The following is a 19,992-nucleotide window of genomic DNA, read 5'->3' on the forward strand; positions in this document are numbered from 1 at the left end:
TATGGTTCAACGTACAATAAGGCCGCCAGCACGATGGCTGCCGATGTTCCTGTTGATGCTTATCAGCTGCATGCTGGCGCTGACGGGCGCAGCCGCCGCTGAGAGCGCTTCATCGGCGGGACCGGCAGTATATGTCGTCAAGGCGGAGCAGACCGTAGAGACAGGGCTGGAGTCGTTCCTGGAACGGGCGTATAAGGAGGCGGAGGAAGCGCGAGCCGACCAGGTGATCCTTATCCTGAACACATTCGGCGGACGCGTGGACAGTGCGGAAGCAATCGGGCATCTCGTACGAACGAGCAAGGTGCCGACGACCGCATTCGTGCAAGGCAAGGCCGTATCGGCAGGAACTTATATCGCGCTGAATGCCAAGTCGCTTGTCATGCAGCCAGGCAGTACGATCGGGGCAGCTGCGGTGGTCGATGGTTCAGGCGATCTGATCGACAATCCGAAGACGGTATCGTTCTGGACGAGTGTGATGATGGAGGCAGCCCGTCAAAACGGACGCAATCCGGATATCGCGGCTGCGATGGTCGACCCTGGCATGCAGCTTACGCTAGACGAAATCGGCAAGACAAAGAAAAAAGGCGATATTCTGACGCTCACGGCAAGTGAAGCGATTAAAGTCGGTTATGCGGAATACACAGCTGCAACGCTAGAGGAAGTGCTGCAGCACAATCAGTGGGAGCAGAGAACGATCGTGGAGGTAGAGCCAACAGGCGCCGAACGCCTTGCCGAATTCCTCACATCGCCGCTCCTGATGACCTTACTGCTCATTATCGGGATCGCGGGAGTCGCGATCGAGCTGTTCGTACCTGGCTTCGGCTTCCCGGGGATCATCGGGACATTGGCGTTTGCCCTTTATTTCTTCGGACATTACGTAGCCGGATTCGCCGGGATGGAGGATGTCGTGCTGTTCGTCATCGGCGTTGCGCTGCTGATCAGCGAGGTGTTCGTGCCAAGCTTCGGCATATTGGGCATTCTCGGTTCAGCTGCAATCGTAGCCGGCGTGTTGATGGCCTCGGCCGATGTGGAGACCGCACTACTGTCTTTGGCGGTTGCGCTTGTGGCGGCAACGGTTATTGTGGTCCTGATCGCGAAACGGTTCAAGCATCGAGGGGTGTGGAATCGCTTCATACTAAGCGATAAGCTGACGACCGAGGAAGGGTATGTCTCGAATATCAATCGGGTGGAGCTGATCGGGCGCACAGGCGAGACGCTCACGCCGCTTCGTCCATCGGGAACGGTGGTTATTGACGGCAGCCGGGTAGATGTCGTCACTTCGGGCGAATTTATTCCGGCAGGGTCGCGTATTGTTGTGCTGAAGGTGGAAGGGACGCGTGTCGTCGTGGCGACAGATACGAAGTCGAATCTGCTGTAAATTGAATACATCTAGGAGGCGGTACATTTGGATCCAATCGTAAGTATTATCATCATCGCGGTAATCGCGATCATTGTTCTATCGGTGTTCTTGAGTTTCTTCCCGATCATGCTCTGGATCTCGGCGCTCGCTTCGGGCGTGCGGATCTCGATCATCACGCTCGTCGCGATGCGGCTGCGCCGCGTCATTCCAAGCCGGATCGTCAATCCGTTGATCAAGGCAACGAAGGCGGGACTTGGCTTAACGATCAATCAGCTGGAAAGCCACTTCCTGGCAGGCGGTAACGTAGACCGAGTTGTCAACGCGCTTATCGCTGCGCAGCGCGCGAATATCGAGCTGGTCTTCGAGCGTGCGGCTGCGATCGACCTGGCCGGACGAGACGTGCTTCAGGCCGTTCAGATGAGCGTTAATCCGCGCGTCATCGAGACGCCGATCGTTGCTGCAGTCGCGAAGGACGGCATCGAAGTAAAAGTTAAAGCGCGCGTAACGGTTCGCGCGAACATTGAACGCCTCGTCGGCGGCGCCGGAGAAGAAACGATCATCGCCCGCGTCGGCGAAGGTATCGTCACGACGGTCGGCTCCTCCAACTCGCACAAAGACGTTTTGGAGAATCCGGATTTGATCTCACGTACCGTACTTGGCAAAGGGCTCGACGCGGGCACGGCCTTCGAGATTCTATCCATCGATATCGCGGACGTGGACGTAGGCAAGAACATCGGGGCGCACTTGCAGACCGAGCAAGCCGAAGCGGACAAACGGATTGCCCAAGCGAAAGCGGAAGAGCGCCGTGCAATGGCCGTCGCGCAGGAGCAAGAGATGAAGGCTCGCGTCGTCGAGATGAGAGCGCGCGTCGTTGAGTCGGAATCGCAAGTACCGCTGGCAATGGCGGATGCCCTTCGTACGGGCAAGATCGGCGTGATGGATTACATGAACCTGAAGAATTTAGAAGCGGATACCCAGATGCGCAATTCCATCGGGAAACCGGACGCATCTTCATCCGATAAAGATGAACACTAGATTTCTATGGACGAAATAGACGGTTCAATCACCGTAGGAGGTGAGTAACGCTTGAACCAGCTCATTCAACTGCTGCTTGAGAATATTTATGTAGTCGTTATTGCTGCAGGTTTTCTCCTTTCGCTGTTGTCCAAGGCCCGCAAGTCCGGCAGGTCCCCCGTAAGAATGCCGAGCTTCGGGGGAAATCCTGGATCCGATTCGACGAGGCATCATGATCGGTCTGATGAAGCAATGGAAGATCATTCCGATGGAATGAATCGCCCGCAAACTTGGGATCAGGTGCCGGGAGAAAACTCAGCCATGGCTTCCGAATACGGCGCCAGGCACGAGCGGCGGCCTTCGCCTTTCCAATCGGGAAGCGCATCTTCTTACGACGGATCTTCGTCCCGAATTAAGAGAGGAGCCGCGCCAGCTTCATCGTCAACTGAGCCGAAGGTCGAAGAGCCTGCCTTCCGCATGCCGGAACGCGATGAATTGCGCAAAGCGATCATCATGGCCGAAGTACTCGGTCCGCCGCGCTCTAAGCGCCCTATACGCCGCTGATTCGGCTGCGGCATTCCTGTGAATAGATGAACGTCTTCTTGGCCTTTGGGCGCTTACAGCGCCTCTTAAGGTCCTAAGAAGGCGTTCTTTTTGTTTTGGGCCAAAAGCGTCATGAAACCGCCTCTGAGCGCATAGGTTGGTACAGTACGGGAAGGGGGCAATGAGCCAACTATGGGCCGCTTTAACCGCAAACTCCGCAAAATGGCCGCCGATCTGCTGGATTTGCCACAGGACGTCGTATTCGACCTGCCCCGGGTGACAATGATCGGAGACCGCCAATTGTATATCGAGAACCATCGCGGTGTGCTTCATTTCTCAAGCGATAAATTACGGCTTGCGCTCAGCAAAGGCGAGCTTGAAGTTACAGGGGACGGATTGGTCATTCGTACGATCTGGACCGAAGAAGTATTCATAGAGGGTCAAATCAAGCATATCGCCGTTCATGAATAGCCCTCGGCAATAAGAACAGGTCAAAGGAGGAGAAGAGATGAATGCCTCGTGGTTGCAATGGGTGCGCGGAATCGTAACGGTTCGGCTTCGCGGAAATCAGCTCGAAACACTCGTCAACCGCGCGCTGGCGAGCGGACTACAATTGTGGTCCATTAGCCGGACAAGCGGGGGGGAGCTTGTATGCAATGTGACGGTCGGGGATTTCTTCAGACTCCGTCCGTTGCTGAAGGAGACCGGATGCCGCATGCATGTCACGACGCGCAAAGGGATGCCCTTCTGGCTGAAGCGGGCGGAGAAACGCATTTTTTTTGGCGTAGGGCTTGTCTTGTTTTTCATCGGCATGTTCTTGCTCTCTTCTTTGATCTGGACGATTGAGGTAAAGGGCAATGACAAAATCTCCGAGGAGCATATCCTTGAAGTGGCCAAGCAGGAGGGGCTGTACCCGTTCCAATGGTCGTTCAAGCTGCCGGAAATCAGCGATCTGCAGAAGTCGATGACACGCGATCTGCCCGGCGCCGCATGGGTAGGCGTGGAGAAGCGGGGAACGAAGATTACGATTCAGGTCGTGGAGACGAAGACGCCGGATACGACGCCTCCGGTCGATCCGAGGCACATTATCGCTTCCGCCGATGCGGTCATAACCGATATTCAGGCGGAGACAGGCCGTCCGGTCGTCAAACGCAACGAGAAGGTCAAGAAAGGCGACATCCTGATATCCGGCATTCTCGGCGATGAGAATAATACGAAGAACGTGCCAGCGCAAGGGGAAGTAAGAGGGCTCGTGTGGCATGAATACAATATCACTTCCCCGTTGATTCGGAAGGTACAAGTCTATACAGGCGAGACGAAGACCCGGTGGTACGGGATTGCATTCGGACGGGCATTGAAGGTAAGCGGCTTCGGCAAGGTGCCGTATCAATTCTACGAGACGATCCAGCATGTCGAGCAGGCGGCATGGCGGACATGGGAGCTGCCGTTCGGACGTATGAAAGAGACGATCCGGGAGGTGCGCATCGACAAGGTGCCCGTCACTTTGGCGGAAGCCAAGAGCACCGGAATCACGCAAGCCAAAGCCGATATTCTGTCGAAATCAGGAGCCGATGCGGTTGTCAAATCGGAAAACATTTTGCATGAAAAGACGGAGAATGGTAAAGTTTATATGAAAGTGCTTTTTGAAGTCGAACAGTCCATCGTGGCGGAGCAGCCGTTAGTTCAGATGCAAGGAGAATGAGTATTTTTGCAGAATGAGACGAAGGTAGTGAAGATTCCGCTTGCCAATGCAGCGGAGGGGCTTGCACTTTTCGGCCCGCAGGACAAGTTTTTGAGAGTTGTCCAAGAGCAAGTCAGCGCGGATATCATGTCCCGCGAAGCGGAGATTTCCATTACTGGACCGTCAGCTGAAGTCGATCAGCTGGAACAACTGTACACCGTGCTGCAGCAGTTGTTCAGAGGCGGATACACGCCTTCGGAACGGGATATTGTGTATGCGCTTGAGCTTGCAAGGACGCTGCAGGCAGACCAGCTGCTGGATCTGTTCAAGGCCGAGATCACGACGACTTTCCGAGGCAAACCGATTCGTGTCAAGACGATCGGGCAGCGCCACTACGTGAAGACCATTAAGAAAAAAGACATCGTCTTCGGAGTCGGTCCCGCAGGTACGGGCAAGACGTATCTGGCCGTCGTATTGGCCGTCGCCGCACTGAAGGAAGGTTCCGTCAAACGGATTATGCTGACGCGCCCAGCGGTTGAAGCGGGCGAGAATCTCGGCTTCCTCCCAGGCGATCTGCAAGAGAAGGTCGATCCTTACTTAAGGCCGCTGTACGACGCGCTCCATGATGTGCTCGGTCCGGACCAGACAGCGAAGGCTTTCGAACGTGGGCTGATCGAGGTTGCGCCGCTAGCCTATATGCGCGGCCGTACATTGGATGATTCGTTTATTATTTTGGATGAGGCCCAGAACACGACCCCGGAGCAGATGAAGATGTTCTTGACCCGTCTTGGCTTCGGCTCTAAGATGGTAGTCACCGGTGACGTTACGCAGATCGACTTGCCTCGCGGCAAGAAATCCGGGTTGAATGAAGCGACGCGCATTCTTAACAACATCGACGAAATTGGCTTCATTTATTTCTCCGAGCAGGACGTCGTCCGCCATTCGCTCGTCCAAAAGATTATTATGGCTTACAACGAAGACGCGGAAGAATAGGCCGTACGCGGTACATAGACCTCGCGTCTCGCACGAATTTTATAGTTGCCGCGCGGATCCCTTCGGGTTCATGAGTAAACTTACCGCGGTATAAATAAAGGGATAAGGGGCCTCTATGGGGCCCCTCAAAAGTTCCCTAGCAGGGGGATGTCCATCGCAGGAGGAGATCACCATGTTGAGCAGCTGGAAGCACAGCCCGGCAATCCGCTCGGTACTGCTGCTTCTGTTTGTCGTATTATTTTATTTTTGTCTGGCTCCGCACGTGCTGCCGACGACCTATGACATTGAGCCGGGCAAGCGCAGCGACCGGAATATCGAAGCGCCCGGTCCGATCGAAGATAAGAAAGCCACGCTTGAGGCGCAGGAGAAAGCGGCAGAGCTTGTAGAGCCGATTTACTCCATCGTTGCGCTTCGCGGGGAAGCGATGCTGGAGCAAATATTCACCCGGCTGGAGCAGCTGAATCAGGATGATCAGGTGACCGAGCAGAATAAGGTGAATATCTATCGCAGCGAGATTCCGCAATTCTATAACGACTACGTCGACAAGTTCGTCAGCAGTAACCGTGGTAATGAAATTTATAACGATACGCTGCTCGATGAGATGTCGCAGGTCGTAAAGGCGCAAGCTTATCGTCTGCCGGAAGAGACGTTCTACAAGCTTCCGAGCTTAACGGCGGCGCAATTGACGGAGATGCGCGCCGTAGCGATCGATATCGTCAAGAAATTGCTGCTCGATTCGCTTCGCGAAGCGGAGACGGCGCGCACGAAGGTAGCGGAATTGGTTAACGCGAGCACGTTGAGCGAACGCAAGACCAGGGAGATCGTCCAGGAGCTGGCGCGGTTCTCCATCATGCCGAACAAGTTCCTTGATACCGAGGCGACGAATAAAGCAAAAGTGAAGGCCAAGGAAGATACGCCGCCCGTCATGATCAAGCAGGGCGATATCGTCGTGCACAAAGGCGAGATGGTCACCCAGGAGCTGTATGACCGCCTGTCGACCTTCGGTTGGCTGCAGGATGAGAAGAACTATTGGCCGCAGTTCGGCCTCTTGCTCTTATCGCTTTTATTCGTGCTCGTCATCTACAGTTATTTGGAGAAGTATTCCAGCCTGAACCGCAAAGGCGGGCACTATAATAACTCCCAGCTGGCGATGCTCGGCCTTATCTTCCTGCTGAATCTGCTCGCCATGGAGATCGTGCAGCTCACGCAGACGGACACGATGCCTTATGTCGGCTACCTGGCCCCGACGGCCATGGGCGCGATGCTGATCGCTATTCTCCTAGATGCGCAGCTGGCGATAATGAGCACCTTTTTGTTCGCCATCGCGGCGAGCGTTATTTTCAACAATCAGTCCAACACGATCTTCGACTTCAACTTCGGGCTGGTTACGGCGGTCGTCTCGTTCGCGGCGATCTTCGCCATCCATCGCGCAGGTCAGCGATCTACCATCCTGAAGGCGGGGATTATGGCCAGCCTGTTCGGTTCGGCTACCGTATTATCCATCATGATGCTCGGCGAGTTCCCTGCCAAGGAAGAGTTGATATTGACGGTGGCCTTTGCATTCGCGAGCGGATTAGTGACAGCTATCCTGGTTATTGGGCTTATGCCGTTCTTCGAGGTGACCTTCGGCATTCTATCTGCGCTGAAGCTGGTAGAGCTGTCGAACCCGAATCATCCGCTGCTGCGCAAGCTGTTAACGGAGACGCCGGGGACGTACCATCACAGCGTCATGGTCGGCAACCTCTCGGAGGCTGCCGCCGAGGCGATCGGAGCCAACGGTCTGTTGTGCCGCGTCGGTTCGTTCTATCATGATATCGGTAAGACGAAGCGCCCGAGCTATTTTATCGAGAATCAGACGAACATGGAGAATCCGCATGACCATATCGAGCCTAAGTTGAGCAAATCCATTATCATCGCCCACGCCCGCGACGGGGTGGAGATGCTCAAGTCCTACAATCTTCCGAAGCCGATCCGGGATATCGCGGAGCAGCATCACGGCACGACGTTTTTGGCCTTCTTTTACCATAAAGCAATGAAGCAGGCGGAAGAGGAAGGCGTGGAGATCGACTTCACGGAGGACGATTTCCGCTACCCTGGCCCGAAGGCGCAATCGAAGGAAGCGGCCATTGTCGGCATAGCCGACTCGGTCGAAGCGGCGGTACGCTCGCTGCGCAACCCTTCGGTAGAGCAAGTTGAATCGATGATCAACAAAATTATTAAAGGGCGCCTGGATGATGGTCAGCTCAGTGACTGCGACTTGACGCTGAAGGAGCTGGACACCATTGCCCAGACGCTGAAGGAAGCGGTTATCGGGATTTTCCACTCCCGCATTGAATACCCGGACGATGTGAAGTCAAAGGAGAAGCTAGCATGAGTATACAGTTGGATTGGAGCAACGACCAGGAGAAGGTCGAGATTACCGAATCGTTCATCTCGACCCTAGAGAAGGCGCTCGCGCTTGCTGCGGAAGCAGAGGGCATCGAACAGGGCGAAGTATCGCTCACCTTCGTCACCGATGAAGAAATTCATAGCTTGAACCGGGAATATCGCGGCATCGACCGTCCGACGGACGTGTTGTCCTTTGCCATTCAAGAGTCCACGGATGAGGAACTCGATATCATTTACGAGGTCGAGAGCGAAGACGAGGCAATCCCGTTCGAAGGGATGCTCGGCGACATCATCATCTCGACGGAGCGCGCGGTCGTGCAGGCTGAGGAATACGGCCATAGCCTCGAGCGTGAACTCGGCTTCCTGTTCGTGCACGGATTCTTGCATCTGATCGGTTACGACCATCAGGACGACGAGAGTGAAGCGGTCATGACCCAGAAGCAGGAAGCGGTGCTCAGTCAGGTTGGTCTGAAGCGTTAATGCGCCAGTTTCTGCGCAATCTTGGCTATGCATTGGAAGGCGTGGGGTATGCAGCGCGTACGCAGCGGCATATGCGGTTCCATCTGTTTGCCGCTGCCGCGGTGATCGTACTAGGGAGCTGGCTCGGGTTGTCGCCCGGCGAGTGGATCGTGGTGGTTCTGCTAATCGCTGCCGTCTTGTCGGCCGAATTGATCAATACGGCCATCGAATGCGTCGTGGATCTGGTCAGCCCCGATTATCATAAGCTAGCCAAAGCGGCCAAGGATACTGCAGCCGCCGCTGTTCTTATAACAGCGGCGGCCGCCGTCGTTGTCGGGGCTATTCTATTTATCCCGCATCTGATGGACAAGCTGGGCCTATAATTTGGACTTATACGTAATTTTCGGGGAGTGAAGGATATGCTAAGCAAAGGAACGAAGGATACGCTGCCGCAAGAGTGGCAGGAACTGGCACAAGCCGCTATCGAAGCGAGCAAAAGAGCGTATGTGCCTTACTCGAATTTTCAGGTAGGCGCCGCGCTGCTCGACAGTACCGGGAATATCCACTTCGGCTGCAACGTCGAGAACGGGGCCTACAGCCCGTCGAACTGCGCAGAGCGTACGGCGCTCTTCCGGGCGATTGCCGATGGGCATAAAGCGCGCTCGTTCAAGGCGATTGCCGTGACAGGCGATACCGCGGAACCGATCACGCCTTGCGGCGTATGCAGACAAGTGCTGTCCGAGCTGTGCGAACCGCATATGCCGGTATTATTGACCAATCTTAAAGGCGACTGGCAGTTGACCAACATGGTGGAACTGCTGCCTGGCGCTTTTTCATTGATAGACGAAAGGAATATGGAGAATACATGACGCACGCAAACAAAAAAGAGCCTTTCCGTTCCGGCTTTGTCGCGATTATCGGACGGCCTAACGTAGGGAAATCGACGCTCATTAACGAAATGATCGGCCAGAAGATCGCGATTATGTCGGACAAGCCCCAGACAACGCGCAACAAAATCCACGGCGTATATACCGGGGATAACTATCAGATCGTATTCCTGGATACGCCGGGCATTCATAAGCCGCAGCATAAGCTAGGCGACTTTATGAACAAATCGGCGGTCGGGACGCTTGGCGAGGTCGATGCAGCCCTTTTTCTCATCGATGCGGCTGAAGGGCTTGGCGGCGGCGACCGATTCATTATCGAGCAGCTGAAGAAAGTGAATACGCCAGTCTTCCTTGTCATGAACAAAATTGACAAGATTCATCCGGAGGCGCTGCTGCCGCTCATTACGCAGTATAAGGAATTGCATGATTTTGCGGAGATTATTCCGATCTCTGCGCTGCAAGGGAACAATATCTCTACCCTGCTCACGGTTCTGACGCGTTACCTGCCGGAAGGACCGCAATATTATCCGGCCGATCAAGTGACCGACCATCCGGAGCAGTTCGTCGTCGCCGAGCTTGTTCGCGAGAAAATCCTTCATCTTACGCGCGAGGAGATTCCGCATTCGATTGCGGTCGCGATCGAGGATATGCGCGTTCAGGAGAACGGAGTCGTCTATATCGGCGCCGTGATCTTCGTGGAGCGGGATTCGCAGAAGGGAATCGTCATCGGCAAGCAAGGATCGCTATTGAAGGAAGTCGGCAAGCAGGCGCGCCGCGATATTGAGTTGCTGCTCGGTTCGAAGACGTTCCTGGAGCTATGGGTGAAGGTGAAGAAGGACTGGCGCAACCAGGACCGGATGCTGAAGGACCTCGGTTTCCGCAACGACTAATGGTATAACGGCTTCTCGCATCCAATTTATGCTTGGCATAGGCTAAGGCGGATTATCCCATCCTAAGACCCTAGACAAGTTCCAATGACGGAGGGGAATACGGGTGCGAGATTTTTCGTGGAAGTATTTTACACTGACCGGAGATGTGGATGCCTTTTTGCTCTATAAGGAAATGGATCAGTTCGCGTCCACTGAGGATGGCGTTACCTTAGATGAGGCTATCGAGTCAGCTGAACTGTCAGAGGGAGACGCGCTAACCTGAAGTAAGACGGCGCTTGTTGTAAGGGGAGAGGAACATGCAGTACCGTGTCGAAGGCCTGGTCATTCGGAGTACGGATTATGGGGAAGGCAACAAGATCGTCACCTTGCTGACGAATACGCATGGCAAGGTAGGCATTATCATTCGCGGAGCAAAAAAAGCGAAGAGCAGGCATGGCTCTCTGGCACAGCTCTTCACGCATGGCGAATTTATTTATTTCCGTAATACCGGGCTGGGCACGCTGACGCATGGTGAGATTATTGAATCTCACCATGTTTTACGTGAGGGGCTGGAGCTGGCCGCCTATGCTTCCTATGCTGCGGAGCTTACGGATCGCGCGCTGCAGGAAGATGAGGCGACCGCGTACATATTCGAGCAGCTCAAAGGTTTTTTCACCGCATTGGAAGAGGGCAAGGATCCTGAAGTGACGACGTATATCTATGAGCTTAAGATGCTTCAGGCAGCCGGCTATGCGCCGGATTTCGATACCTGCATGTCATGCGGGAATGTCGTGGGATCGATGGTGTTAAGCGCCCGCGGCGGCGGCGTGCTCTGCAGCAGATGCAGCTATCGTGATCCGCAAGCATTAGCGCTTAGCGATGGCGCGCTTAAGTTGCTTCGCGTGTTCCGGCAGATGGATCTCAGGCGATTAGGACAGATCCAGGTGAAGCCGGAGACGAAGAAATTGCTCAAGCAGGGCATGCGTCAATTGATGGATCAGCATATCGGACTGCAGCTCAAGTCGCGCGCCTTCCTGGATCAGTTGGACAAATATAATCTGGAATGACGAAAGCCAGGCAGCAAGTTGACAGCTATGCCCAACATTGCTATGATAAACAATTATGAATACGGACAATGATAGAGAAAGTAATTAATCGCATCGCAGTCGAAGCGAGCCGGGGACAGTGAGAGCCCGGACCGATGGATTAATGAAGGGCACTCTGGAGTTCGAGTTACGATTGAAAGCGGGTTTTCTTTTCCACGAGAAGACCAAGTAGGGTGGAACCGCGGGAGATATGCTCTCGTCCCTATGTCTGATTCTGTACAGGCATAGGGGCGGGAGCTTTTTTGCATGCTGTCCGTATGCCTCAATTGAAACGGGAGTAATCCGTCCCGTAAACAAATTCACGAAAATGTCCGTAAAGGAGAGTCGAGCAGCACATGAATTTTCAGAACATGATATTAACCCTGCAGCAGTTCTGGGCCGAGCAAAACTGTATTCTCGTTCAGCCCTATGACACGGAGAAGGGTGCGGGTACGATGAACCCGATGACCTTCCTGCGTACCATTGGACCCGAGCCATGGAATGTCGCGTATGTTGAACCGTCCCGCCGTCCGGCGGATGGCCGTTATGGCGAGAATCCGAACCGACTGTATCAGCACCATCAGTTCCAGGTTATCCTCAAGCCGTCCCCGGACAACATTCAAGAGCTCTACTTGGAGAGCTTGAAGCGTCTTGGCGTCGATCCTCTTCACCACGATATCCGGTTCGTCGAAGATAACTGGGAATCCCCGACGCTAGGCGCATGGGGCCTTGGCTGGGAAGTATGGCTTGACGGCATGGAGATCACGCAGTTCACGTATTTCCAACAGGTCGGCGGTATTGACGCGAACCCGGTTGCCGTGGAAATTACATATGGTATGGAGCGGCTGGCTTCCTACATTCAAGACAAAGAAAACGTATTCGACCTTGAATGGGTAGACGGCGTAACCTATGGCGACGTATTCTTGCAGCCGGAGTATGAGCATTCGAAGTATACGTTCGAGGTATCGGATGCTGCGATGCTGTTCCAGCTGTTCAGCATGTACGAAGAAGAAGCGAAGAAAACGATGGAGCAGAAACTGGTGTTCCCTGCGTATGACTACGTACTCAAGTGCTCGCATACGTTCAACCTGCTTGACGCCCGCGGCGCGATCAGCGTTACGGAGCGGACAGGCTATATTACCCGCGTGCGCAATCTGGCGCGCGCATGTGCAGCGACCTACCTGGAAGAGCGCGAGCGTCTTGGCTTCCCGCTGCTGAAGAAAGGAGAGAACGCGAATGGCTAAGGATCTGCTGCTAGAGATTGGCCTGGAGGAAGTGCCATCCCGTTTCGTACGGGGCGCAATGAATCAGTTGAAGGAAAAAATGGTGAAGTGGCTCGAGGCGTCAAGAATCTCGCACGGCGAGGTTAAAGCCTACGCCACGCCTCGTCGTCTTGCTGTCCTTGTCACTAATGTAGAAGAGAAGCAAGCGGACGTGAACGAGGAAGTCAAAGGTCCATCGCGCAAGATTGCGCTGGATGCTGAAGGAAACTGGAGCAAGGCGGCGCTTGGATTCGCACGCAGTCAAGGCGTGGAGCCGGAGGCGTTCTTCTTCAAGGAGCTTGGCGGCGTGGAATACATCTATGCGAACAAGAGCAGCGTTGGTGCGGTCACTGCGGACGTGCTTCCGGAAGGCTTGCCTTCGCTCATCACATCGATGTCGTTCCCTAAAAATATGCGTTGGGGCGCCTACGATTTGAAGTTCGTCCGTCCGATTAAATGGATGGTGGCCCTGTTCGGCAACGACGTGATTCCTTTCGAGATTACAGGCGTACAGACCGGTAACGTTACGCGCGGACACCGTTTCCTAGGAACGGATACGACGGTGGCCGAGCCAAACCAGTATGTGCAGAAGCTTCGCGAAGAACATGTCCTTGTGGACGTGACTGAGCGTGAACAGCTCATTCTGGAGCAGATCAACGGACTTGCTGCCGACAAGGGCTGGCATATCGGGATCAAGGACGATCTTCTTGAGGAAGTCCTGTTCCTGGTCGAATATCCGAACGTTCTCTCCGGTACGTTTGACGCTTCCTTCTTGAACATCCCGCAGGACGTGCTGATTACTTCCATGCGCGAGCATCAACGCTACTTCCCGGTGCTTGACGGCAACGGCAAGCTGCTCCCTTATTTCGTCACCGTTCGCAACGGCGACCGGACGTCGATCGAGCGGGTAGCCAAGGGTAATGAGAAGGTACTGCGCGCTCGTCTATCGGATGCGAAGTTCTTCTATCAAGAGGATCAGAAGCTGCCCATCGCGGATGCGCTCGCGAAGTTGGAGACCATCGTCTACCATGAGGAACTTGGCTCGGTGGCAGATAAAGTCCGCCGCATTCAAGTGACGGCCAGCAAGCTCGCCGCTGCGCTTAACGCGGACAATCGTGTGCTGGATGACATTAACCGTACCGCTGCTATCTGCAAATTCGACCTCGTTACGCAAATGGTCTACGAGTTCCCGGAACTGCAAGGCGTGATGGGCGAAGATTACGCGCGCAAGGCAGGCGAACGCGAGGAAGTTGCCGTCGCCATTAACGAACACTACCAGCCGCGCTTTGCAGGCGATCGCGCGCCGGCGTCGCTTGTCGGTGCCGTCGTTAGTATCGCGGACAAAATCGATACCATTGTCGGCTGTTTCTCGATCGGCATTATTCCGACAGGTTCGCAGGATCCGTATGCACTGCGCCGTCAGGCAGCGGGCATCGTTCAGATCGTGCTGGCGCATAACTTGAAGCTGCCGCTCGACGTGCTGTTCGATTTGGCGCTCGACGTTCACGCGGCTCGTCAGCTGAAACGCGATACAGCCGAGATTCGCAAGGAGCTATTCGATTTCTTCGGCCTGCGCGTGAAAAACGTTCTGTCTGAGCAAGGTATTCGATATGATGTAGTCGATGCCGTCATGGCGCCTGGATTTAGCGATCTTCGCCAAACGGTTGAGCGTGCGGCGGCGGTGACAGCGGCGGCAGCCGGCGAACGTCAAGCGGAATTCAAGCTAGTGGTTGACGCGCTGACCCGGGTGTCCAACTTGGCAGCTAAAGCGACAACGAATCAGGTGAATCCGGATCTGTTCGCCGATGATGCGGAGAATGCGCTCTATGCGGCATGGCAGTCGGTCAGCTCGCAAGTAGCCCAAGCGCTCGAATCCGGCGATGCAGCGTACGCGATCTCGCATCTTGCGAGTTTGAAATCCGCGATTAACGGTTATTTCGACCGTGTAATGGTAATGGCTGAAGATGAGGCGATTCGCGCGAACCGTCTGGCTACGCTGGCCGTTATTGCCGAGCAAGCTTCCAAAGTCGCGGATTTATCCAAATTGGTCTGGTAGGAGGAATTGCCATGGCAGCGAGTACGCAGCCTGAAGTGATCATCTATGTCGTTTCGGATTCCGCCGGAGATACCGGCGAGCTCGTCGTACGTGCAGCCGTTGCCCAGTTTCATCCGATCTTCGCCGATATCCGCAGAGCGCCCTTCGTCCAGGACGAAGCGGCGGCTGCGCGTATCGTCGAATTGGCGAAGGAAGCGGGGGCCATTATCCTATACACGCTTGTCCTCCCTCATCTTCGTGATCACCTGAACAATCTGGCGCGGGAGCAAGGGGTCATCGCGATCGATCTGCTCGGTTCGCTCGTCGCGAGCCTCGAGGAGAAGACCGGGCGCAAATCCCGGCAAGAGCCAGGCCTCAATCATGTGCTGGACGAGGATTATTTCCGTAAGGTAGATGCGGTCGAGTTCGCCGTTAAGTACGATGACATGCGCGATACGACGGGGATTACGAAGGCGGATATCGTGCTGGTCGGAGTCTCGCGGACATCCAAGACGCCGCTGTCGATGTATTTGGCCCATAAGAAATTCAAGGTGGCCAACGTGCCGCTCATGCCGGAGCTGACACCGCCTGAGGAATTGTTCAAGATTCCGAAGGAGAAAGTAATCGGACTCACGATCGGCGTTCACTACTTGAATATCATCCGGAAGGAACGGTTGAAGGCATTAGGGCTGCCCGATAGCGCAGCCTATGCGACGACCGCTCGAATCGAACGTGAGCTTGAGCATGCCAATGCGATCATGAAGCGTTTGAATTGTGTCGTTATTGATGTGTCTCACCGCGCGGTGGAAGAGACGGCGAGCTTGATTATGGAGTATGTGACGAAAAAGGAATAGCTGATCGTTTGATTGCGAAACAGCAAAGAAAAAGTTTCTGCTTAGCACTTGACAAGCAGGATTTTTTCGTTCTTTGCCGTATATAATAGTACGGTACTTTACCAGAAAATGCGGTGAACGTAAGAGTGGATAAGGCAAAACCCCGAATTGTCGTTGATGCCGATGCTTGTCCGGTCAAGAGGGAAATCATCGAGACGGCTCATTTATTCCAGACCGCGGTTCTTATGGTAGCTTCGTATGATCATCGGATTACGCCTGAGCCGGGTATAGAGGTGGTGCAGGTTGATCGCAGCGATCAATCTGTGGATCTCTATATCGCGAATCATATTCGATCCGGCGATATTGTCATCACACAGGATTTTGGGCTGGCTACCGTATCGCTTGCCAAAGGAGCCATTACGTTATCCCCAAGAGGCCAAGAGTACGATGATGGCAATATCGATTTTCTGATGGAGCGGCGCCATGAACTCGCCAAACAACGCCGAAGCGGGGGAAGAACGAAAGGTCCAAAAGCGATGACAGCCGACGACCGTCTCCGTTTTCAGCAAAAGCTGACAAAAGTTTTAAGAAGTCGGCAGGAGAATGGTGAACCATAGCGAATAGTATTAGGTGTTAATAGGATGAAGGTGACGTTCATTGAGTTATGAGAAAATCCCGGATTCCGTCTACGCAGCGGTGCTTCGGCATTATGATATCGTTGATACGGTAGGCAAATACGTTCAGCTGTCCAAGAGCGGAAAGTATTTGAAGGGCCTATGCCCGTTTCATTCGGAGCGGACACCGTCCTTTACCGTAACGCCGGAGAAACAAATTTTTTATTGTTATGGGTGCGGAAAAACCGGAAACTCCATCAAGTTTATTGAGGAGATCGAAGAGTATTCCCACGTCGAGGCCATTCGTCATATGGTGGCCGAAGCGGGTTTAGTACTGGATTGGCAATCCCAGAACTACAAGCCAAGAACGGAAGATACGGAACGGGATAAGCTCATTGAGGCACATGAGCTTACGGCCAAATTGTATCATTATCTGCTCATGAATACGACACATGGCCAGCAGGCCTTATCGTATTTGCGTGGCAGAGGCGTGACCGACAAGCAGATCGAGCAGTTCAATATCGGCTACGCTCCGCCTGAGTGGGATACGCTCACCCGATTCCTGGAGAAGCGAGAATTCGACTTGTCCAAGATGGAGAAGGGCGGATTGTTGACGGCAAGGAACGAAGGCAACGGTTACTATGATAAATTCAGGGATCGCATCATGTTCCCGATCTGGAACCGTGATGGCAAAGTGATCGCTTTTGCCGGCCGGTTGCTGGGCGAAGGCGTGCCGAAGTATCTGAACACGCCGGAGACGAAGCTGTTCACCAAGGGCAGAGTGCTCTATAACTTTCATGGAGCGCGGGTAGCCATGCGCAAGAGTCGGAATGTCGTCTTGTTCGAAGGCTACATGGACGTGATAAAGTCTTGGAGCGCTGGCGTGCACAACGGTATCGCTTCCATGGGAACCGCCCTAACCGACGAGCAAATTGCTCTTCTGCAGCGTAATGCCGATGATGCCATTATCTGCTATGACGGCGACAATGCCGGAATGGCCGCGGCAATGAAGACGATCCCGCTGCTAGAGAAGGCGGGGATGCGGGTGCAGGTGGCCATGCTACCGCAAGGCATGGACCCGGACGAGTACATCGAGAAGTTCGGCGCACAATCGTTTATGCGCGAAATCATCGAGCATCCGGCGTCGGCCACGAAATTTAGACTAATATATGCCAAGAAAAACCATATACTCCTAGAAGAAGAAGGACGCAAGAATTACCTGCTTGAAGCAGCAGGCATTATTGCCGCGCTCGATTCGCCTATTGAACGTGAAATCTACCTCAAAGATTTGTCCCGGGAGTTCGATATTTCCCTTGATGTACTGAAACAGGACGTCTTCGCCCACCGGGAGAAGTCGTACAAAATGAAGCCGCAAAGGGATAATAACGATAATTGGTGGAATAATGGTAGGAATGAAAACCGTCGTATGCCGGTTACACCCGCGCCAACGTCAGCTCCGAAAGTGCTGCCTGCTTACCAGGTGGCAGAGCGAAGGTTGCTTGCGCTAATGCTGCAAGATGCGGATGTAGCGCAGACGGTGCACGACAAGCTCGGCGAGGCTTTTAACGTAGAGGATCACGCAGCGCTTGCTGCTTATTTATACGCTTATTATGCGCAAGGTCATGATCCCGATGTTAGCCGGTTTATCGCATCGCTCCAAGACGACCGTCTGGAACGGACAGCCGCTTCGATCTTAATGACAGAGGATCAAATTCCATACGACGAGCAACTGCTGGAGGACTATGTGAGAGAAATCCGGAAAGTGCCGCTGTTTCGGGAGATCGAACGGAAAAGAGAAGATATGGTGCGAGCAGAGCGGTCCGGCGACATCTTGTTGGCTGCAAGAATTGGAATTGAGATCAATACCCTAGAAAGACAGCTTAAGAATCGGTAGGGTGGACATTTCTAGGGGGGAGGGAGTCGTAAAATGGCGAACGATCAACATACTGAATTGGATGCCGAACAAAAGCTGGATCTTGTCAAAGAACAGCTGATTGAACAAGGGAAGAAAAGATCCTCCTTGACGTACAAAGAGATTATGGAGAAGCTTTCCCCATTTGATCAGGATCCGGAGCAAATCGACGAGTTTTTCGAGCAGCTCGACGATCACGGCATTGAAGTGGTGAATGAGCGTGATGAGGATCACAACCCGATCGGGGGGGATGATCAGGATCGCGAGCATGACGACTTCAATTTCGATGATGATTTGGCACTCCCGCCAGGCATAAAAATAAACGACCCGGTCCGGATGTATCTGAAGGAAATCGGTCGTGTACCACTTTTATCGGCTGACGATGAGGTTGAACTGGCTAAACGGATTGAACACGGGGATGAAGAAGCGAAGCGCCGTCTAGCTGAAGCGAACCTGCGTCTCGTTGTAAGTATCGCCAAGCGTTATGTTGGACGCGGAATGTTGTTCCTGGACTTGATTCAAGAGGGCAACATGGGTCTGATCAAAGCGGTAGAAAAGTTCGACCACACCAAAGGCTATAAATTTAGTACGTATGCTACCTGGTGGATCCGTCAAGCGATTACGCGTGCGATTGCGGACCAAGCTCGGACGATTCGGATTCCAGTACACATGGTCGAGACGATCAACAAACTGGTACGTGTCTCGAGACAGCTGCTTCAGGAGCTCGGTCGTGAGCCAAGCCCTGAGGAAATCGCGCAAGAGATGGATTTATCGACGGAGAAAGTTCGGGAAATCATGAAAATTGCACAAGAGCCGGTATCGCTCGAGACACCGATTGGTGAAGAGGACGATTCGCACTTGGGAGATTTCATCGAAGACCAAGAGGCACTCGCGCCGGCCGACGCGGCGGCATACGAGCTTCTGAAGGAACAGCTGGAAGACGTGCTGGATACGTTGACGGAGCGCGAGGAGAATGTGCTGCGTCTGCGGTTCGGATTGGACGACGGCAGAACGCGTACGCTCGAGGAAGTGGGTAAAGTGTTCGGCGTTACTCGTGAACGGATTCGTCAGATCGAAGCCAAAGCGCTTCGTAAGCTGCGCCACCCGAGCAGAAGCAAACGTTTGAAAGATTTTCTGGAATAGACGAGAGGGACCTTTCTGCATGATGCAGCGAGGTCTTTTTTCCATCAAAGACCTTCACACTAGCGCATCTGAAAGGATCGGCTGATATGGATCAGGAACGTCGTAAAGTCATCATCAAAGAGATTGAGCATTGGCAGCGGAGCAAATTATTGCCGGATCAGTATTGCGACTTCCTGCTGAATCTGTATCTCGACGCGGGAGAGGTACGCGAGCCGTTGCACCTGTCCGGGAAAGCGGCCAAAGCGATTAAGACCGCATCATGGCAAAGCTGGTTTCTTACATTTGGAATTTTTTCCTTGATCTGTTTCGTTGTACTTCATTTTAACGCTTTTCACCCGCTATTGCAAATTGGGGTCACGCTCTCCGGCGTGCTCATTCTCCTGCTGATCGGGCAGCGTTATCGGTTGAAGAATGAGGCTTTGGGACTAGGTTTGGTCGGCGTTGCGATGCTGCTGATGCTTGGGGCAGGGATGTATATGCTGCAGCTGCATGGACTAGAGGCATGGGGCTGGCAGGTTGGCTGGCTGGGTATTTGTTCCTTGTTCTGGGTGGCGTTCGGGATTACGGCGCGTATACCGGTTCTCCATTTATCTGGCTGGGTAGCGTCATTCCTCGTCTACGGTCTCTTGCTCTCCCGCAATGCGGAGTCGCCGGATTGGTATGAGGTGCAGCTCTACTGGCTGCCGGCTTCATTCGTATTTGCCTGGTGCAGCTGGTTCTTCCATCGTTGGTCGAGACCGGTGGCCGCCGTGCTGTTCATTGCCGGTACGCTCATCTGGCTCATGCCCGAACTGTATACCGCAGTCTTCGTCGACAACCGGGATTGGTTTCAGCTTCAATTAATTGTTAAGATAGTAGCGGAAGGTTTGTTGCTGTTCTTGCTTCGAAAAAAATGGATTGCGTGGGTTGCCTAA

20 protein-coding genes are annotated in these 19,992 nt (G+C 53.8%); all 20 read left to right on the forward strand.

The genetic code is table 11. The features are described 5' to 3' along the window. Nucleotide 1: 1 nt before the first annotated feature. Nucleotides 2–1,378: an NfeD family protein gene (locus tag FHS18_RS05110; RefSeq protein ID WP_183597676.1), complete on the forward strand. Its 1,377-nt coding sequence runs from the start codon at nucleotides 2–4 to the stop codon at nucleotides 1,376–1,378. Nucleotides 1,379–1,405: 27 nt separating this feature from the next. Further along, the gene (gene floA, locus FHS18_RS05115) at nucleotides 1,406–2,395 is read left to right on the forward strand and encodes a flotillin-like protein FloA (RefSeq protein WP_183597677.1); all 990 of its coding nucleotides are present in this window, start codon (nucleotides 1,406–1,408) and stop codon (nucleotides 2,393–2,395) included. Between the two features lie 51 nt (nucleotides 2,396–2,446). Then, entirely contained in the window at nucleotides 2,447–2,938 is a 492-nt protein-coding gene (locus FHS18_RS05120) for a hypothetical protein (RefSeq protein WP_183597679.1), read from the forward strand. Between the two features lie 171 nt (nucleotides 2,939–3,109). Then, a complete protein-coding gene (yqfC, locus tag FHS18_RS05125; RefSeq protein ID WP_183597680.1) occupies nucleotides 3,110–3,388 on the forward strand; it encodes a sporulation protein YqfC in 279 nt (92 codons plus the stop codon). Between the two features lie 37 nt (nucleotides 3,389–3,425). Beyond that, on the forward strand, nucleotides 3,426–4,619 hold the full coding sequence (yqfD, locus tag FHS18_RS05130) for a sporulation protein YqfD (protein WP_183597682.1): 1,194 nt from the start codon (nucleotides 3,426–3,428) through the stop codon (nucleotides 4,617–4,619). Nucleotides 4,620–4,625: 6 nt separating this feature from the next. Further along, entirely contained in the window at nucleotides 4,626–5,591 is a 966-nt protein-coding gene (locus tag FHS18_RS05135) for a PhoH family protein (protein WP_183597684.1), read from the forward strand. 172 nt (nucleotides 5,592–5,763) lie between these two features. Then, complete coding sequence (locus tag FHS18_RS05140; protein ID WP_246427470.1) at nucleotides 5,764–7,965, forward strand: HD family phosphohydrolase; 2,202 nt, start codon at nucleotides 5,764–5,766, stop codon at nucleotides 7,963–7,965. Next, complete coding sequence (gene ybeY / locus FHS18_RS05145; protein ID WP_183597688.1) at nucleotides 7,962–8,459, forward strand: rRNA maturation RNase YbeY; 498 nt, start codon at nucleotides 7,962–7,964, stop codon at nucleotides 8,457–8,459. Before FHS18_RS05140 ends, ybeY begins: the two co-directional genes overlap by 4 nt. Next, nucleotides 8,459–8,821 (forward strand): diacylglycerol kinase family protein, encoded by a 363-nt coding sequence (locus FHS18_RS05150; RefSeq protein ID WP_183597690.1) that lies wholly within the window; start codon nucleotides 8,459–8,461, stop codon nucleotides 8,819–8,821. Before ybeY ends, FHS18_RS05150 begins: the two co-directional genes overlap by 1 nt. Before the next feature lie 36 nt (nucleotides 8,822–8,857). After that, complete coding sequence (gene cdd, locus FHS18_RS05155) at nucleotides 8,858–9,307, forward strand: cytidine deaminase (protein WP_183597692.1); 450 nt, start codon at nucleotides 8,858–8,860, stop codon at nucleotides 9,305–9,307. After that, the gene (gene era, locus FHS18_RS05160; protein ID WP_183597694.1) at nucleotides 9,304–10,215 is read left to right on the forward strand and encodes a GTPase Era; all 912 of its coding nucleotides are present in this window, start codon (nucleotides 9,304–9,306) and stop codon (nucleotides 10,213–10,215) included. The genes cdd and era overlap by 4 nt, the downstream gene beginning before the upstream one ends. Nucleotides 10,216–10,318: 103 nt before the next feature. After that, nucleotides 10,319–10,477 carry a YqzL family protein gene (locus tag FHS18_RS05165; protein WP_183597696.1) on the forward strand — a complete coding sequence of 53 codons (159 nt, stop codon included), beginning with the start codon at nucleotides 10,319–10,321 and terminating at the stop codon, nucleotides 10,475–10,477. A 34-nt stretch (nucleotides 10,478–10,511) separates the two neighbouring features. After that, entirely contained in the window at nucleotides 10,512–11,261 is a 750-nt protein-coding gene (gene recO, locus FHS18_RS05170) for a DNA repair protein RecO (RefSeq protein ID WP_183597698.1), read from the forward strand. A 374-nt stretch (nucleotides 11,262–11,635) separates the two neighbouring features. Beyond that, entirely contained in the window at nucleotides 11,636–12,523 is an 888-nt protein-coding gene (glyQ, locus tag FHS18_RS05175) for a glycine--tRNA ligase subunit alpha (RefSeq protein ID WP_183597701.1), read from the forward strand. Then, entirely contained in the window at nucleotides 12,516–14,597 is a 2,082-nt protein-coding gene (gene glyS, locus FHS18_RS05180; protein ID WP_183597703.1) for a glycine--tRNA ligase subunit beta, read from the forward strand. The genes glyQ and glyS overlap by 8 nt, the downstream gene beginning before the upstream one ends. A gap of 11 nt (nucleotides 14,598–14,608) precedes the next feature. Beyond that, a complete protein-coding gene (locus FHS18_RS05185; RefSeq protein ID WP_183597705.1) occupies nucleotides 14,609–15,430 on the forward strand; it encodes a pyruvate, water dikinase regulatory protein in 822 nt (273 codons plus the stop codon). A gap of 125 nt (nucleotides 15,431–15,555) precedes the next feature. Continuing rightward, nucleotides 15,556–16,026 (forward strand): YaiI/YqxD family protein, encoded by a 471-nt coding sequence (locus FHS18_RS05190; protein ID WP_183597707.1) that lies wholly within the window; start codon nucleotides 15,556–15,558, stop codon nucleotides 16,024–16,026. Between the two features lie 40 nt (nucleotides 16,027–16,066). Further along, nucleotides 16,067–17,917 carry a DNA primase gene (dnaG, locus tag FHS18_RS05195; RefSeq protein WP_183597709.1) on the forward strand — a complete coding sequence of 617 codons (1,851 nt, stop codon included), beginning with the start codon at nucleotides 16,067–16,069 and terminating at the stop codon, nucleotides 17,915–17,917. Nucleotides 17,918–17,950: 33 nt separating this feature from the next. Beyond that, complete coding sequence (gene rpoD, locus FHS18_RS05200; protein WP_183597711.1) at nucleotides 17,951–19,078, forward strand: RNA polymerase sigma factor RpoD; 1,128 nt, start codon at nucleotides 17,951–17,953, stop codon at nucleotides 19,076–19,078. Nucleotides 19,079–19,164: 86 nt separating this feature from the next. Then, nucleotides 19,165–19,992, forward strand: a complete 828-nt coding sequence (locus FHS18_RS05205) for a hypothetical protein (RefSeq protein ID WP_183597713.1) — start codon at nucleotides 19,165–19,167, stop codon at nucleotides 19,990–19,992.

This window comes from Paenibacillus phyllosphaerae, assembly GCF_014192105.1.
GTDB lineage: Bacteria > Bacillota > Bacilli > Paenibacillales > Paenibacillaceae > Paenibacillus_Z > Paenibacillus_Z phyllosphaerae.